Annotated in this window: 10 protein-coding genes; 7 read left to right on the top strand and 3 right to left on the bottom strand. The window is 62.7% G+C overall.

The features are described from left to right. The first annotated feature begins 514 nt into the window (after positions 1 to 514). The 4 genes from D5261_RS29450 (at position 515) to D5261_RS29435 (ending at position 9,998) form a co-directional block, all read left to right on the top strand. Complete coding sequence (locus D5261_RS29450) at positions 515 to 6,496, top strand: SdrD B-like domain-containing protein (protein WP_119322890.1); 5,982 nt, start codon at positions 515 to 517, stop codon at positions 6,494 to 6,496. Positions 6,497 to 6,701: 205 nt separating this feature from the next. Beyond that, entirely contained in the window at positions 6,702 to 7,700 is a 999-nt protein-coding gene (locus tag D5261_RS29445; RefSeq protein ID WP_165864392.1) for a glycosyltransferase family 2 protein, read from the top strand. A gap of 224 nt (positions 7,701 to 7,924) precedes the next feature. Further along, the gene (locus D5261_RS29440; protein ID WP_119322892.1) at positions 7,925 to 9,058 is read left to right on the top strand and encodes a glycosyltransferase family 4 protein; all 1,134 of its coding nucleotides are present in this window, start codon (positions 7,925 to 7,927) and stop codon (positions 9,056 to 9,058) included. A gap of 13 nt (positions 9,059 to 9,071) precedes the next feature. Beyond that, entirely contained in the window at positions 9,072 to 9,998 is a 927-nt protein-coding gene (locus D5261_RS29435) for a glycosyltransferase family 2 protein (RefSeq protein ID WP_119322893.1), read from the top strand. 108 nt (positions 9,999 to 10,106) lie between these two features. Here D5261_RS29435 and D5261_RS29430 read toward each other — a convergent pair whose 3' ends face one another. Beyond that, the gene (locus D5261_RS29430) at positions 10,107 to 10,247 is read right to left on the bottom strand and encodes a hypothetical protein (protein WP_165864393.1); all 141 of its coding nucleotides are present in this window, start codon (positions 10,245 to 10,247) and stop codon (positions 10,107 to 10,109) included. 180 nt (positions 10,248 to 10,427) lie between these two features. Between D5261_RS29430 and D5261_RS29425 the strand changes: the two genes are divergently transcribed. After that, positions 10,428 to 11,120 (top strand): type II secretion system protein, encoded by a 693-nt coding sequence (locus tag D5261_RS29425; protein WP_119322894.1) that lies wholly within the window; start codon positions 10,428 to 10,430, stop codon positions 11,118 to 11,120. A 12-nt stretch (positions 11,121 to 11,132) separates the two neighbouring features. On the opposite strand, the gene D5261_RS29420 is transcribed toward D5261_RS29425, so the two are convergent. Further along, on the bottom strand, positions 11,133 to 12,854 hold the full coding sequence (locus D5261_RS29420; protein ID WP_119322895.1) for an alpha-L-fucosidase: 1,722 nt from the start codon (positions 12,852 to 12,854) through the stop codon (positions 11,133 to 11,135). Positions 12,855 to 12,976: 122 nt separating this feature from the next. On the opposite strand from D5261_RS29420, the gene D5261_RS29415 reads away from it, so the two are divergent. Both D5261_RS29415 and D5261_RS29410 read left to right on the top strand, forming a co-directional pair. After that, positions 12,977 to 13,828 carry an AraC family transcriptional regulator gene (locus tag D5261_RS29415; RefSeq protein WP_119322896.1) on the top strand — a complete coding sequence of 284 codons (852 nt, stop codon included), beginning with the start codon at positions 12,977 to 12,979 and terminating at the stop codon, positions 13,826 to 13,828. Positions 13,829 to 13,874: 46 nt separating this feature from the next. Further along, positions 13,875 to 14,060, top strand: coding sequence for a CsbD family protein (locus tag D5261_RS29410; RefSeq protein ID WP_218025674.1), 186 nt, complete (start codon positions 13,875 to 13,877; stop codon positions 14,058 to 14,060). A gap of 77 nt (positions 14,061 to 14,137) precedes the next feature. Here the strand turns inward: D5261_RS29410 and D5261_RS29405 are convergent, their stop codons facing one another. Further along, a complete protein-coding gene (locus D5261_RS29405; protein ID WP_119322897.1) occupies positions 14,138 to 15,352 on the bottom strand; it encodes a TIGR03118 family protein in 1,215 nt (404 codons plus the stop codon). Between the last annotated feature and the right edge of the window lie 11 nt (positions 15,353 to 15,363).

Below are 15,363 nucleotides of genomic sequence, written 5' to 3'. Positions count from 1 at the left end.
CGATTTATCGAATTTTTGTGACCGGTTTTACGTTTTACAGTGTTTATATAAAATTTATAAAAGCCGCGATTTTCGGCGTTTGACGCCGAACTCGCGAAAGTCCGGCGCCTCAATATCGGTCCAAGTCCCGCAAAATTCACGTCAAAATTGCCGGTTTTATACTGGTTTCGTGCATTTCCTGTAGTGTTTGCGAGTAGACGAGCAAGCTTCCGCAAAGCATAATATGCCCGTTACACCGAACGAACATCGTTTTATCATCGTTTTCGCGCGTCCGCATTTCGCCCCCACAGTCCACTTTGGGCGACATCGGTAGAAACCATTACTTACCATTGAATTAGGCTTTCCGTCAGACAATAACCACGACCGCGGGATATTGACTCCATCATTAAGCTTGCTTGCTTGATGGGCCTCGTTTTCATCCACTTTTGCATCCCGCAGCTTACGCAATTGAATTATGGTGTGACATACGGCCGGCGCGCAGCCCGGTTCCGTTTTAGAGAAGGGACAGATCTTCGTGACATTTATCGGCCGCAAGTCGGTCAGCATCCTCGCAATGCTTCCCATGTGTTTTTCATTGGTCACGGGCGCTCGCGCCCAGGCCCCCAGCAATCCTACCATCCGCGGCTTTGTCGTCGGCGCGGAATACAGCAAGTTCGCCACCGCCTATAAGGCGTCCGCCTCGCTGGGGCAGGGCACTTCGTGGTGGTTCGGCTATCGCCCCGACATCCCGCAGGCCCCCACGACTCATGCGGAAGTTCCCATCGCCTACGGAACGGACGGCGTTTACTCCGGCGGCTTCGGTTCGGGGGACGACTGGCCGACCCCGCTCCAGCATGTCGTTTACAATCCCAGCATCGCCAACCCCGGCTTCAACTACCTGCCGGCCGTGGACCTGTTCAAGCATCAAACGCCGTACGCCAGCAACACGGGATCTTATCCGGGCGTCACCTCGCTGAATGTCAGCGCCTCCGCGCAGTTCCCCGCCGAGACCATTGTTGCGAACGGTTCGCACTGGGGCGGCTTCTACGGCTCCTTCCGGGGATCGAACGGAACGATGGCGGCGCAGGGCTTCCCCTGGAGCAGTCCGGGATCGGACTACGGCTACTACAACGCCGGCGACGCCGGTTACAAGCCCTACGCGCCCGGTCCGGCCAACGTCAATTTCTACATCTACGATATCCGCAATTCGACCCCGGTCGTCGATTCCGCCGGCCACGCCACTTATGACCTGACCAGCGCGCCGGATAACGTCTCCGCGACCACCAACAAGGCGCGCGGCCGTCTGACCATCCGGCGCAAGGACTTCAGCGCGCGGTGGGAGTTCGGTTACAGCGCGGCGAACATTCAGTACGCCAACACCTTCATCCTTCAGGGCGTCTGGGAGATCGCGGCGGTCGAAGGCTCCTTCACCTCCGTTTACTCGCCCAGCGACATCGGCAAGGCGGTCGGCACCTACGGCCAGCCGCAGCGCTTCTTCCCCGGCCTGAACTACAACGACGGCAACTTCTACAACGTGTTCTCGAACTCGAGCAACCAGCAGAAGAGCATGGTTTACCAGTTCCTTCCGGCCGGCGTCACGATTGTCCGCACCTATGACGCCGTCACGAACACGATCGTCGAGACCGTCACCAACAACGGCGACGTTTCGCTTTCGAACCTGACCGTTACCGACACGGCTGCCGGGACCTCCGCGCCCTTCAGCCTGGCGGCGGGAGCGTCCACCACGATCACGCTGCCGCTGACCGTTCCTTATGTCAGCGTGGGAACCGCCACCGTCAAGTCGAATGTGTTCGGGATCGAGCGCGGGACCGACATCAATGGTTCGTCCATGACCATCGCCGACACGTCCACCAACGTCTCGGGCGTGCCGGACGCCTCCATCATCCACGTTTCGGCCACCAGCAGCGGCACGCAGCTAGCGTCCGACATCACTGTCAGCGGCGTTGTCACCGCGCAGAAGGCCGGGGCCAGCACGGGCGTCGCCAGCGTCACCGTCACGCTCACCGGAACCGACCTGAACGGAAACGCCGTCTCGCTCACGACGCAAAGCGCGGCGGATGGAACGTACAGCTTCTCGAACGTCGTTCCAGGAACCTATCACGTGGTCGAGACCGCCCCGGCGGGGTATGACGTGCTCGACGCCATTCCCGGCGTCGGCGCCACCAAGGTCTCCGCCACGGACCTGCTCGTCGCGGCGAACGCCACGGGAACATCTTCTTACACGTCCGAGAACTTCCAGCTTGCCCAGCAGGTCGGAACCGTCTCCGGAACACTGTACGTGGACGCCAACAAGAACACCAGCCTGGATAGCGGCGAGGCCGGCGTCGCCGGGATCACCGTCACGCTCCAGGACGGCAACGGCAAGGCCGTCGCCACCACGACCACGGACGCGAACGGCGCTTACTCCTTCACGGCGATCCCTGTCGGCTCCTATACCGTCGTCGCTCCGGCGACCGCCGGCGATGACACGCTGGAAACCGGCGCTTCGCTTCCGGTGACGGTCGTTTCGACCAAGGACGCTCCGAACAACAACTTCGGATATCTGCTGCCGACCGGCAGTCTATCCGGCGTCCTCTATGTGGACGCCAACAAGAACAGCGCCCTGGACGGCGGCGAGGCCGGCGTCTCTGGAATCACCGTCATCCTGACCGATTCGAAGGGCAAAGTCGTCGCCACCACGACCACGGACGCCAACGGATCCTACTCGTTCGCCGCGATCACGATCGGCGCCTACACCGTCTCCGCGCCGGCTCTAGCGAGCGGCGATACGCTGGAAACAGCCGCGACGGTCGCCGCCACGGTCACCGCGAACAAGGAAACGCCGAACAATAACTTTGGTTACCTGCTGCCGACCGGCAGCCTGTCGGGAACGTTCTATATCGACGGCGACAAGGACAGCGCCTTCGACAACGGCGAAATCGGCATTGCCGGCGTCCTCGTCACGCTGAAGGACGGAACCGGCAAGGTTGTCGCGACCACGACGACTGGCGCGGACGGCTCCTATTCATTCACGGCGATCACGATCGGCTCCTACACGGTCTCTGCGCCGGCCATGGCCGGCGACGATACGCTCGAAACCGCCGCGACCCTGGCCGTGACCGTCGCCGCCAGCAAAGACACGCCGAAGAATAACTTTGGCTATCTCCTGCCCGTCGGATCCCTTTCCGGGACCCTGTACGTGGACGCGAATAAGAACAGCGCCTTCGACGGCGGCGAGGCCGGCCTGTCCGGCGTCACCGTCACCCTGACGGACTCGAACGGAAAAGTCGTCAAGACGGCGACCACGGACGCCAGCGGCGCTTATTCCTTCCCCGGCGTCACGATCGGCTCTTACACGGTCTCCGCGCCGGCCACGGCCAGCGGCGATACCCTGGAAACCTCCGCAACCGTCGCCGCGATCGTCACGGCCAACAAAGATACGCCGAACAACAACTTCGGCTATCTGCTCCCGGTCGGTTCGCTCTCGGGCGTTCTGTACGTGGACGCCAACAAGAACAGCAGCCTGGACGGCGGCGAGAACGGCCTGGCGGGAATCACCGTCACGCTGACCGACGCGAACGGCAAGACCGTGAAGACGGCGACCACGGACGCGAACGGATCCTACTCCTTCAGCGGCGTCACGATCGGCGCCTACACCGTAACCGCGCCATCCACCGCCAGCGGCGATACGCTGGAAACGGCCGGCGCGCTCACCGTGAACGTGGCCGCGAACAAGGACACGCCGAACAATAACTTCGGTTATCTGCTTCCCGTCGGCTCGCTCTCGGGCACATTCTACATCGACGCCAACAAGAACAGCGGATTGGACAGCGGCGAGGCCGGCCTTTCCGGGCTTACGGTCAATCTGATCGACGCCACGGGCAAGACGGTTGCATCGACGACCACCAGCGCGAACGGCGCTTACTCCTTCACGGGAATCACGATCGGCTCCTACACGGTTTCCGGTCCGGCCAGCGCCGGCGACAACACGCTGGAAACGGCGGCGACGATCGCGGTGTCGGTCACGGCGAACGCGAACGCTTCGGGCAATAACTTCGGTTACCTGCCGCCCGTCGGCAGCGTCTCCGGAACGCTCTTCATCGACGCCGACCGCGACAGCAACTTGGATACGGGCGAGGCGGGTCTCTCCGGAATCACCGTGAACCTGCTCGACGCATCGGGCAATATCGTCGCCACGACCACCACGGACAGCAGCGGCGGCTACTCCTTCGCGGGATTGGCTCCCGCCGGCTACACGGTCTCCGCGCCGTCCGCCGCGAGTGGATACGCGCTGGAAACCGCCGTCACTCTGGCGGTCACCGTCGTCGCCAACCAGAACGATGGCGCGAATGACTTCGGATACGTCACCCCGGTCGGCAGCCTCTCCGGCGTCCTCTTCCTGGACGGCGACAAGGACGGCAAGTACGATGCGGGCGAGGCGCTTCTCTCCGGCGTCACCGTCACGGTGAAGGATAGCAGCGGGAACGTCGTCGCCACCACGACCACGGACTCGGACGGCGCTTACTCCGTTCCCGGCCTGATCGTCGGCTCCTACACGGTCTCCGCGCCGACCGCCACCGGCGGCGATGTGCTTGAAACGAGCGCCGCGCTGACCGTCGCGGTCACCGCCAACGTGGATGCGCCGAACAACAACTTCGGCTATGTCATTCCGGTCGGCAGCGTCTCCGGGACGCTCTACATCGACGCCAACAAGAACGGCGCGCTGAACAGCGGCGAGGCGGGCGTCTCCGGCGTCACCGTCAACCTGCTGGATGGCGCGGGCAACATCGTCGCCACCACGACCACGGACGGCAGCGGCAACTACTCCTTCGCGGATGTCGTTACCGGCGCCTACACGGTCTCCGCTCCGGCGGCGGCGGGCGGCGCGAATATCGAGACGAGCGGTTCGCTGAGCGTCACGGTCACCGCCAGCCAGAACTCGGGCGGCAACAACTTCGGTTATGTTGTCCCCGCGATCGGCTCGCTCTCGGGAACGCTCTACATCGATACGAACAAGAACAGCGGCCTGGACAGCGGCGAGGCTGGGATCTCCGGCGTCACCGTGAACCTGGTTGACGCTTCGGGCAGCATCGTCGCCACGACCACCACGGACAGCAGCGGCAAGTACTCCTTCACGGGACTCGCCGCCGGCTCCTATAAAGTCGTCGCGCCCGGCGCCGCGAGCTCGTACGCTCTGGAAACCTCGGGAACCCTCTCGGTTACCGTGGTCGGCAGCCAGAACTCGGGCAACAATAACTTCGGTTACGTCAAGCCCGCCCCGACCGTGGGAAGCATCTGCGGCGTGGTCTATCTGGACACCAATAAGGACGGCAAGCCGGGATGCGGCGACTACGCCCTATCTGGCGTCACCGTCACCCTGGTCGACGGAAACGGCAAGGTTGTCGCGACCACAACGACGGATTGCAGCGGCGGATACTCGTTCAAGAACGTCCCCGCCGGAACCTATAAGGTCGTTGTCCCGGCCACCGACGGCGTCTACCCGGTGGAGACCACCGATCCGCTGACCGTCACCGTCACCGGCGGCCAGAACGTCTGCAACGTCAACTTCGGCTACGTGAAGCCCGCCACCGGCAATCTGTGCGGTACGGTCTACATCGATGGGGACAAGGACGGACGATACGGCCGGGGTGAGACGGTCCTCTCCGGCGTCACCGTGACGCTGGTCGATGGCAACGGCAAAACGGTCGCCGTGACCACGACCGACTGCAGCGGCAACTACACCTTCCGAGGACTGGCGCCCGGCTCCTACAAGGTCGTCGTTCCCGCCAAGAACGGCTCCTATCCGATCGAGACCACCGATCCGCTGGCGGTCACCGTCGTCGGAAATCAGACATCGAGCGGCAATAACTTCGGTTATGTGAAGCCGGCCACCGGAAATGTCTGCGGTACGGTCTACCTGGACACGAACAAGGACGGCAAGCCTAATAACGGCGATACGGCTCTCTCCGGCGTCACCGTGACGCTGGTGGACAGCAGCGGCAAGACGGTCGCCACGACAGTTACGGATTGCAGCGGCGGCTACACGTTCAAGAATGTGACGCCCGGCGTCTACACCGTTGTCGTTCCCGGATCCGCGAGCGGCGACTCGATCGAGACCACCAACCCGCTGTCGGTAACCGTGAGCGGGAACCAGACGAGCGGCAACGTGAACTTCGGCTACACAAAGAGCTCCGCGTCCTGCGGCTCCCTCTGCGGAACCGTGTTCTACGACTCCAATAAGAACGGCAAGTTCGACCGCTGCGACACCGCCCTCTGCGGCGTCCTCGTCACGCTGAAGAATAACTCCGGCAAGACGATCGCCACGACGAAGTCGGACTCCTGCGGCAACTACTCCTTCTCGGGAGTTCCGGCCGGCTCTTACGCGGTCTGCGCTCCGTCTTCGCTGAGCAGCTGCTCTCCGAAGTCCGGCGCAAACCTGAACTGCTCCGTCTCCGGCGGGCAGAAGACCGGCAACTGCAACTTCGCTTATGTGAAGGGTTCGTCCTGGGGCGGATAGTCCCTGGTTCATCCGCGCATCTTCGCCCGCAGCCGTCAAGCGCTGCGGGCGAAGGTGCTTTTTTTACGCGCCAGGGCCGGCCGCCGGCTTGCTGGTGGATCTACCAGTTTCTGTCTGGACGCCTGAAAAAGAGTTTTTCCGGCGCCAATGATACCGATAAGAGAAGATTTTCGCGGGACCGCCCGCATGGAAAGCAGTATCCGTTTTGGAAGCACTCTCCCGCGCCGCTTCGGCGCGCGATACGATCACCGTGGCGATCTGCACCTGCGATCGCGGAGCGCGACTTATCCCCGCAGTGCGCAGCATTCTGGCCGCCGGGGGAGGGTATCGCGAACTGATCGTCATCGATCAAAGCGCGAACCTGGAGACGCGCGATGCGCTCGCCCTGTTCATTGCCCAGGGCCACGTCCGCTGGATCCCGTCCGCAACGCGCGGATCGGGCCACTCCCGAACCATCGCCCTGCAAGCCGCCCGGTCCGAGTATGTCGCCTTCACCGACGACGACTGCCTTGTGGAGCCCGGCTGGCTGGAGGCGCATCTGGACGCGCTTCGCCAATTTCCGGGCGTCGCCCTCAGCTACGGCGCCGTGCTGGCCGCGGAGTACGACCCGGCGCTGGGCTATATTCCCGACTATCCGATCCAGCGCAGCAAACGCTGCGTCTCCTGGCGTGACCGCATGAACGCGCGCGGCATCGGCGCCAACTTCGCCGTCCGTCGCCAGGAGATTTTGGATCTCGGCGGCTTCGACCCCGCTCTGGGCGCCGGCGCGCCGTACTTTTCCGCCGAGGATCGCGACCTCACGCTGCGCTGCTTCGCCGCCGGCCTCGGCGTTTACGAGTGCGCCGAAAGCCGCGTGGTTCATGAAGGCTTTCGGGGCTGGGCGCAGGGCCGCCGGCACACCCAGAACGACTGGTTCGGCCTGGGCGCCGTCTTCGCCAAACCGCTGCGCGACGGTCAATGGAGAATGCTGCCGTATCTCCTGCACGAGTTCACGCGCTTCGCGCTGCTGCCATTTCTTCTGGCGCTGCTGTCGCCCCAAAAGAAGAAAGGGTTTCTGAGAATACAAGCGTTCATTGCCGGCTTCGCGCGCGGCTGGATCGGAGCCGGGCGGCCTTCAATCACATCCGAAGATCCCCGGCTGCCCCTCGAAGGCAGCTTCGATTTCCCGCTTCCCCGACAAGCCGCCGCGCCGAGGGAAGGGTAGCGCGGGCCCCCGAGTTATAGTAACGCTGGCGTGATGGGAATGCAGGCCCTCACCCGGCCCTTCGGGCCACCCTCTCCCAATTCTAGGAGAGGGTTAAGAGTAGAATGAGGATCAAAGATCCTCAAAACTGAAACTCTGACTCCCCCTCTCCCAATTTTGGGAGAGGGGGCCGGGGGGTGAGGGCCTGCATTCCCATCACGCAAGAATGAGAACTTGGCGCCAAAATGCTTAACAAAAACACGCGGACAGTCTTGTTCATCGCCACCTCCACCGCCGTCGGCGGGATGGAGCGGGTGATGGCGGGCGTGGCGAAGCGCCTCGCGGAAGATGGCGTTGCGGTTGAGGTTCTGCTGTCGCCGAGCGGCAACGAGCAGGAGATCGTGGGATGGTTTGGCACGCGCGGCGTGGCGGCGCGGACGCATCCGGCGGCTCCGGATGTGCATCAGACGCTTCCCTGGCGGCAGATGATGGACTTCACCCGACTGGCGGCGTCGCTGCGCGTGGACGCCGTCAATTTGCACTATGGCGTGGGGCATATTTCGCTCAAGGATGTCTTGGCGGTCCGGCTCGCGGGACGCCGGTGCGTGGCGACCGTGCATGCGGCGCCGGGGTGGGGGCCGGAGGACCGTCGGGTGATGCGGGCGACGCGGTGGGCGTCGATGCTGTGCGATCGGGTGATCGCGCATTCTCAGGCGACGCGCGCGCACTTGATGGCGGCGGGCGTGGCGTCCGCGAAAATTGCGTGTATTCCATGCGGGCTGGAGCCGCCGGCGCGCACGCCGACCCGCGCGGAGGCTCGCGTGAAACTGGGCGTGTGTGACGAGGCGTTTGTCGTCTCCGCCGCCGCGCGTCTGGTTCCCGAAAAGGGCCTGGATACGCTGCTGGAGGCGGTCTGCGATCTGCGCGCGCTTGCGCCGCCGCCCCTCTTGCTGATCGCTGGCGCCGGGCCGGATGACATTCGTCTGCGCGCGATGGGCGCGCGTCTTTTGGGAGACCGCGTGCGATTTCTCGGCCATGTGGCCGATCTCAGCGAGATGTACGCCGCTTCCGACGTGTTCGCGCTGCCTTCGCTAATGGAAGGGTTTGGCCTGGTGTATTTGGAAGCCGCGCAGCACGGCGTCCCGAGTATCGGAACGAATGTCGGAGCGATCCCCGAAGTGATCCAGGACGGCGTGACGGGCGCGCTGGTTCCCGTCGGGGACGCCAAAGCGCTCGCGTCGTCAATCCGTGCGCTCGCGTGCGACCCGCAGCGGCGGCAAGCGCTGGGGCAGGCGGCGCGGCGGCGCGTTGTTTCGGAGTTCGGCATGGAGCGGATGGGTGAACAGTACCGGCGCGCTCTGTTTGGGCGCAGCCGCTGAAAGAGAAAGACCGATGCCGCGTATCAGCATCGTAACCCCGTGTTACAATGGCGAGTTGTTTTTAGCCGAGACGATCGAAAGCGTACTCGCGCAGAAGATGACGGACTGGGAGATGGTCATTGTGGACGATGGCGGCTGGGACGGCTCCGCCGGCATCGCGCAAGGCTACGCCGACCGCGACACGCGAATTCGTCTTCTGCGTCAGACAAACCAGGGCGCGTCCCAGGCGCGCAACAACGGCGCGGCCGCTACCGATCCCGCCGTTGAATACCTCTGGTTCCTCGACGCCGACGACCGCCTCAAACCCGGCGCGTTCGCCGCGCTTGCCGGCTATCTCGATGCTCATCCCGAAGCCGTCTGCGCTGCCTGCGAATATGATTTCATCGACGAACACGGCGCGAGCGTCACGCCCCAGGCGCACGAATACGCTCGTGTCTGGCGCTACGCCCCCCACGGCCTCAGCGTTCGCCCACTGCGCGACGACGAACCCGATACCCCATTTTCGACTCTCTTCAGTTGGTGCCGAATCATCCCCTCCGCCTGGATCATCCGCCGAAGCGCTTTTGTACAGGCCGGCGGATACACCTCGGCCCTGCAAATCGGACATGACATCGATCTGGCGCTCAAATGCAGTCTTCAGGGTGAAGTGCATTTCCTGCCCGAGCTCGTCTGTATGGAGTATCGCCGTCACTCCGGGCAAAAGACGGCGCACCTGGATCGAATCCGTGACGAGGAACAAAAACTCTGGAAGATCTGGCGCGACGGCGAGAACCTGACGCCCGCGCAGCGTGCGCTCGTGGCGAAGGCGTGGCGCTTCAAAGAACGGCGTTTCACGCCGTATTTGATGCAAGGATGGACGCTCGACGCGTTTCGCCGGGGCGACTGGCGCGGCGGAGTGTCGATGGCGCTGCGCGGGGTGAAGAAGTATTTGATGGGGTGAAGAGTTTGAGGCAAGCGGATACGGCGCCGGCTGTTTATACGTTTTGCGGAGTTAATGACGCAAAACGCATAAACAGCCGGCGCATCTGGCCGTCGAAAACTCAGTCGATTACTTGCTATCGGTCTTATGCTCTACTTCTTTACCGTCGACGGATTTCGTCGTCTCGGTGTTCGACTTCGGCGCGCTGTCGCCATCTTGCTCGACGGTCGTTGTGGTCGTCTCTTCCGTGGTGTTTTCTTGGTCTGGCATGGTCGTTTCTCCTTCGGCGCCCTCGGCGCTGAGTTTCGCCAGTGGGATTTACCCCGCGACCGCGCCGGTGAAACGCGGCGGCGCAACAATTGTTACGCCGGTGTTCCAGAGATGAGATTAGTGTGATGGGCGGTGCGGTACAATAACGGCAAGTCTTCGCAGAAAAGAGCGTCCGAACACATGAAGCGCGGTTTTACGCTGATTGAGCTTTTGATCGTGATCGCGATCATTTCGATTCTGGCCGCGATCCTGTTCCCGGTCTTCGCCCAGGCGCGCAAGCGCGCCCAAAATACGGCCTGCCTGTCCAACCTGCGTCAGATCGGCATGGCGACCCAGATGTACGTGCAGGAGAACGACGAAACGTTCTTCTGGAACCTCGGCGACCCCGCGAATCCCAACACGACCATCAAACGCTTCGCCCCCTCGGCGTACGACGACACGATCCCCCCATTCGACTCCACCCATTCCAACCGCTGGGATCCCTCGCCGATCATGCCGGTGCTGGAGCCGTACGTTAAGAACCAGGGGATCTGGGTTTGTCCCGGCACGCCGCTGCCGTACACCGGCATCAACGGCATTCAGGAGAATACGAGCCGCGATAAGACCAGCTATCAGGTTAATCCGTACATCGCTGTGAACGACACCCTGGGACCGCCGCCCCATTCCGGCCCGGTCACGCTCGCCGATGTCGTCAGCCCCACGGGCGTCAAGGTGTTCCAGGACTACTACAACAAGAAACGCGGATCGGCCTTTGTCGCCGGCGTCCACTTCGGCGGCGGCAATTATGTGTGCGTCGACGGCCATACCAAATTCCAGCGCGGCGGCGTCGCGAACGCCGGGGCGATTTTTGCGAAGTGGTGGCAGGATTCTTAACCGCGAACGCGTCTATTTCGCCGTCTGTATTTTCATCTCCGTAATCGTCGGCCCATCCGTGGCGTCCAATATTTGAAGACGCACGGCGCGCGCCGTCACCGGCGGAAAGGCGCAGTGGAACTCTTCGCCAAGATGGGTTCCCCTGGCTGCGGTGATCCAGGAGCCGCCGGCGGCCGGCCGGTACTGGATCTGGAATGATGTCACGCGCCCCGCGTAAGCTTCCGCGATCGTGACTCCGTTGATTCTTGTCGGCGCGGCGTAGTCCCACTGAAGCCAGGCCGTCTTCGCGCCGCCGTCGGCGGCCCAGCGCGTCTTGTCGTTTCCGTCGAAGGCTTTGTCCGGGCCATACTCCCCTTGATTTTGGAAGACGTTGGACGCCGACGCGGCGCCGGCTTGGAAGACGCTCTCGATTGGGGCAAGGCGCATCGCCGAGCCGGCGAGCGTCAGGGCGACGACTGTATCGCCGGCGTCGTGCGCGGCGGCTGGAACGGTCAGGCGGACGCTGTCGTCCGACTGCTGGAACGCGGCGGAGCCTCCGCCGAGCACCGTTGCCTTCACGATCCGCGCTGGCAGGGCAGGCAGCGAAACAGCGGCGCCATTCCAGCCCAGCACGTGGATATAGATCGTGTTCCCCTTGCGGGTGGAGACGTAGTTGACGGCGGGTTTGTACGGACCGCCGCGCGTGCCGTAGATGCTGGCGCCGTGCGTTTTGAGCCAGTCGCCGACGCCATTGAGAATCGTGACCTGACGCGGCTCAATGCGGCCGTCCGGCATCGGGCCGACGTCAAGCAGGAGATTGCCATCGCCGCCGGCGCAGCTCGCGAGGGCGCGGACGACGGCGGGGACGGACTTGAGTTTGTCGTTGGGCTTCCACGACCACTGTTCCCCGAGCGTCATGCACGATTCCCAGGGACGCTGGTCGTCGTACGCGCTCAGCTCTTGCTCCGGCGTGTAGTAGTCGGCGTTCGGTGAGAGGATCTCGCGGTTGTTGCTGTGCGGGCCGAGATCGAGTCGGTTGTCGATCAGGATCTTCGGCTGTAGGGACTTGACCAACCGATACGTCCTGGGCTGGTCGTAGGCCGGATCCCCGCAGTCCCAGTCGAACCAGAGCATATCGATCTTTCCGTAGTTCGAGAGAAGCTCATGCAGCTCCGTATGCATTCGCCCGACAAACGCGGCGTTTCGCGCGGTTCGGAAGTCGGGATCGCGCCAGTCCATCGGCGAGTAGTACCATCCGATCTTCATCCCCTGCTGATGCGCGGCGTCCGAAAGGGCGCCGCAGATGTCTTTGTGATAGGGCGTGGCGGACATATTGTAGCCGCTGGCTTGGGACGGCCAGAGCAAAAAGCCGTCGCAATGCTTCGCCGTCAGCACCATGTACTTCATGCCCGCGCGCCGGGCGACATTCACCCATTCCTTCGCGTCAAACTGCGTGGGGTTGAACTTCTGGTAAAGGTTGTCGTAGACATCGATGGGAATACCGCCGTTGTTGGGGCACTTCGGATTGGAGTTCGCCCGGGACCAGCTGATCTCTTGCCCCGTCAGGCTCACCGGCCCCCAATGGATAAACAGCCCGAAGCGCGCGTCGCGCCACCAGGCCATCTTTGCGCGGATCGGCGCCGGGCCGGCGGGCGTCCGCGCGGCGGCGGCGTGGACGCCGCCAATCGCGGCAGTCGCCATAAGCGTGGAGAGCAGTCCGTATTGGCCGAGGCGGCGAGCGTTGGAGGAGAGCATCAGATCGTTCCTTTTTGACGTGGTCTTTATTAATCATCCGTACGATCCCACGGACACTATTATAAGATGGCCGATGAAATCTGACAATTGCCTCGTTTGAACATCGGTGGTAATATTGAAACATGACAAGTGAGATTGCGTGGGATGTTTCCGAGCCGTTGATAGCGCATGCGCCGCTGGAGGCGAAGCCGAGGCTGATGCAGACGGGGCCGGCCACTTATGGGCGTAACCCAGTCGAGCGCTACTTTCTTTCTGAACTCTGGCAGCTGCATCTGTACCACCATCATGGGGAGGTGCGACTGCGGCATGAGGAGCTGTGGAGCGGAACGGAGATCGTTTGCCCGATTCGGCCCGGCGCCGTCAGCCTGCTGCCGCCGGACACGCACTCCGAGTATCGGCTGGACCGTCCTGGGGGATACTACTACGCTCACCTGGCATTTGAGGGAACGCGCGGCGCGGGCGTCCCCGTCATGCAGTACCTCGATCATGAGCGCGTCGGCGTCGAAGGGCTGTTTGAAGAGGCGATCGGGTTATTCGAGTCGCGGGTCTGGCGCGCGGAGATGAAGATTTGGGAACTGGTCTGCCGCCTCTCCGAACGCGTGGCGACGGGAAGCGCGGAGGCGGCTGGCGGGCATCCGGCGGTTGCCCGCGCGCAGCAGTTCATCGCCCTGCGATTGGACCAGCCGATCAGCGTGGAGGAGATCGCGCGCGAATCGGGCGTTTCGCACGTTCATCTGAACCGGTTGTTTCATGCGGAGCTGGGAGCGCCGGTCAAGAGTTATCTCACCGAGCGCCGCATGAGCCGCGCGCGATATCTGCTCACGCATTCTCAGCAATCCATCAAATCGATCGCCGCCGATGTCGGCATCCCCGACCTGCATCTGTTCAATAAAGTCGTGCGGCGACATCTCGGCGCGCCGCCGACCGGGGTGCGCGCCGCCGATGTTTCTGAACGTTTCCCTGCGGGTAAATAATGTCATCAGGCTAGGATAGCCGCAGTAACCCAACAAGGAGAGTAACATGGCGATCAATCAAGATATTGTGGAAGGCAAGCTGAAGCAGGCCGAGGGCAAGGCGCAGGATGTGCGCGGCGACCTGACCAATAACCCGGAGGACGACCTCGACGGCAAGACGAAGCAGGCCGAGGGCAAAATTCAGGAAGGTTTCGGCAAGGCGAAAGAAGCCGTCCGAGAAGCCCTGAAGTAATCGGTTTTCACGGACATCGTCCAGGCAAGCGGCGCTCTCGAAGACGAGGGCGCCGCTTGCTTTTTGTGTGCTTGATCTTATGCGCTGCGGTGGCGCAGCGGCGATCGTCGGCGTCGAGCGATCATGCCGATCAGCGAAAGTCCGGCCACGCCAAACGTCGCCAGCGCTCCGGGTTCCGGTACGGAAGTTACGGCGATGCTGCCGAGCAGTCCCCCGGCTTCATCATTGATTCCAGCCGTGAAGTAGAGCTTGTTGAGGTCGCCGGCGGCGACGCCGTTGCCGAAGGTCAAACCCCAGAGACCGTCGATGACGATCGGCTTTCCGTGGGCGTCGCGCAGGACGCCTTCGAACTTGCCGGTGATCGGATCGAACGCGTCGATCTGGCCGCTGCCGAAGTTGCCTACCAGCAGGTCATTGCTGAACTTGCCGAAGTTCGACGGCGCCACAGCCAGCCCCCAAGGCGCGTCCAGCGACGCGATTCCGGCTGGCCCCAGGCTGCTCCCAGTCGCCAGCCTGCTGACAAAGTTACCATTTGTGTCGAATACATCCACGAATCCTTTCCCAATTCCCTTGACCTCCTCATGACCGCCGATCGCTTGCTGGGCGTACGTAACATACACCCGATTTCCGACCGCCTTGAGATTGAACGGCGCGTAATCCGTGGGAGCGTTGGGATCGGTGAACGATCCCGAGAGCGTGGCCGACGAGAAATTCCCATCGTAGACATCGATCTTGCCGCTATGGAAGTTGGAGGCGTACAGGAAGTTCCCGTTTGAGTTGCTTCCAATCGCGAGCCCCTTGTAGACCGCGCCGAAATCGGAGCGATTGACGACCCGAGTCGCCGTCGCCGAAGGATTGCCGTTCCACGCCGACAGAGTCCCATCTTCCGACGCGGTGATAAACCGCGCGGGACCTGACGTCAGCTTGAAATCGGACGACCCGTTAAATACCTGACCGGTTGGCGAACCCGAAAATCCGGGCAGTCCCGGGACCGTGGGCGCGAGGCCGGCGACTTTGACCGGGCTGCCTCCCACGTCTCCCGTGTAGAGGCCGAATTTGCCGCTGCCGTTGTTCGATGTCCATAGCGCCCCGCCGGCCGGATTGAGCGACACTCCCCAGGGATTGATCAGATTGGGGTCCGTCACGGCGGCGGAAGCGAGGGATTGGTCGCTGGTGACCAGATTTGTTTGCTTGTAGTGCTGGGCGGCGGCGCCGTTTTGTATTGCGATTACGGCAACAGACACGATGATAGTGTTCACGAGAAGCGCTGCAATGCGCTGTCGTAGCGTCATTTTTCATATCT

The organism is Capsulimonas corticalis (genome assembly GCF_003574315.2).
Classification (GTDB): Bacteria; Armatimonadota; Armatimonadia; order Armatimonadales; family Capsulimonadaceae; genus Capsulimonas; species Capsulimonas corticalis.
Note: the sequence above shows the minus strand (reverse complement) of the source record. Positions and strands in the feature narration are given on the sequence as shown.

Bases quoted from the DNA above. Each gene is read 5' to 3' on its own strand.
- D5261_RS29425 (WP_119322894.1), top strand. From the start codon at position 10,428: ATGAAGCGCGGTTTTACGCTGATTGAGCTTTTGATCGTGATCGCGATC.
- D5261_RS29405 (WP_119322897.1), bottom strand. From the start codon at position 15,352: ATGACGCTACGACAGCGCATTGCAGCGCTTCTCGTGAACACTATCATC.
- D5261_RS29430 (WP_165864393.1), bottom strand. From the start codon at position 10,247: ATGCCAGACCAAGAAAACACCACGGAAGAGACGACCACAACGACCGTC.
- D5261_RS29420 (WP_119322895.1), bottom strand. From the start codon at position 12,854: ATGCTCTCCTCCAACGCTCGCCGCCTCGGCCAATACGGACTGCTCTCC.
- D5261_RS29440 (WP_119322892.1), top strand. From the start codon at position 7,925: ATGCTTAACAAAAACACGCGGACAGTCTTGTTCATCGCCACCTCCACC.
- D5261_RS29410 (WP_218025674.1), top strand. From the start codon at position 13,875: ATGGCGATCAATCAAGATATTGTGGAAGGCAAGCTGAAGCAGGCCGAG.
- D5261_RS29415 (WP_119322896.1), top strand. From the start codon at position 12,977: ATGACAAGTGAGATTGCGTGGGATGTTTCCGAGCCGTTGATAGCGCAT.
- D5261_RS29435 (WP_119322893.1), top strand. From the start codon at position 9,072: ATGCCGCGTATCAGCATCGTAACCCCGTGTTACAATGGCGAGTTGTTT.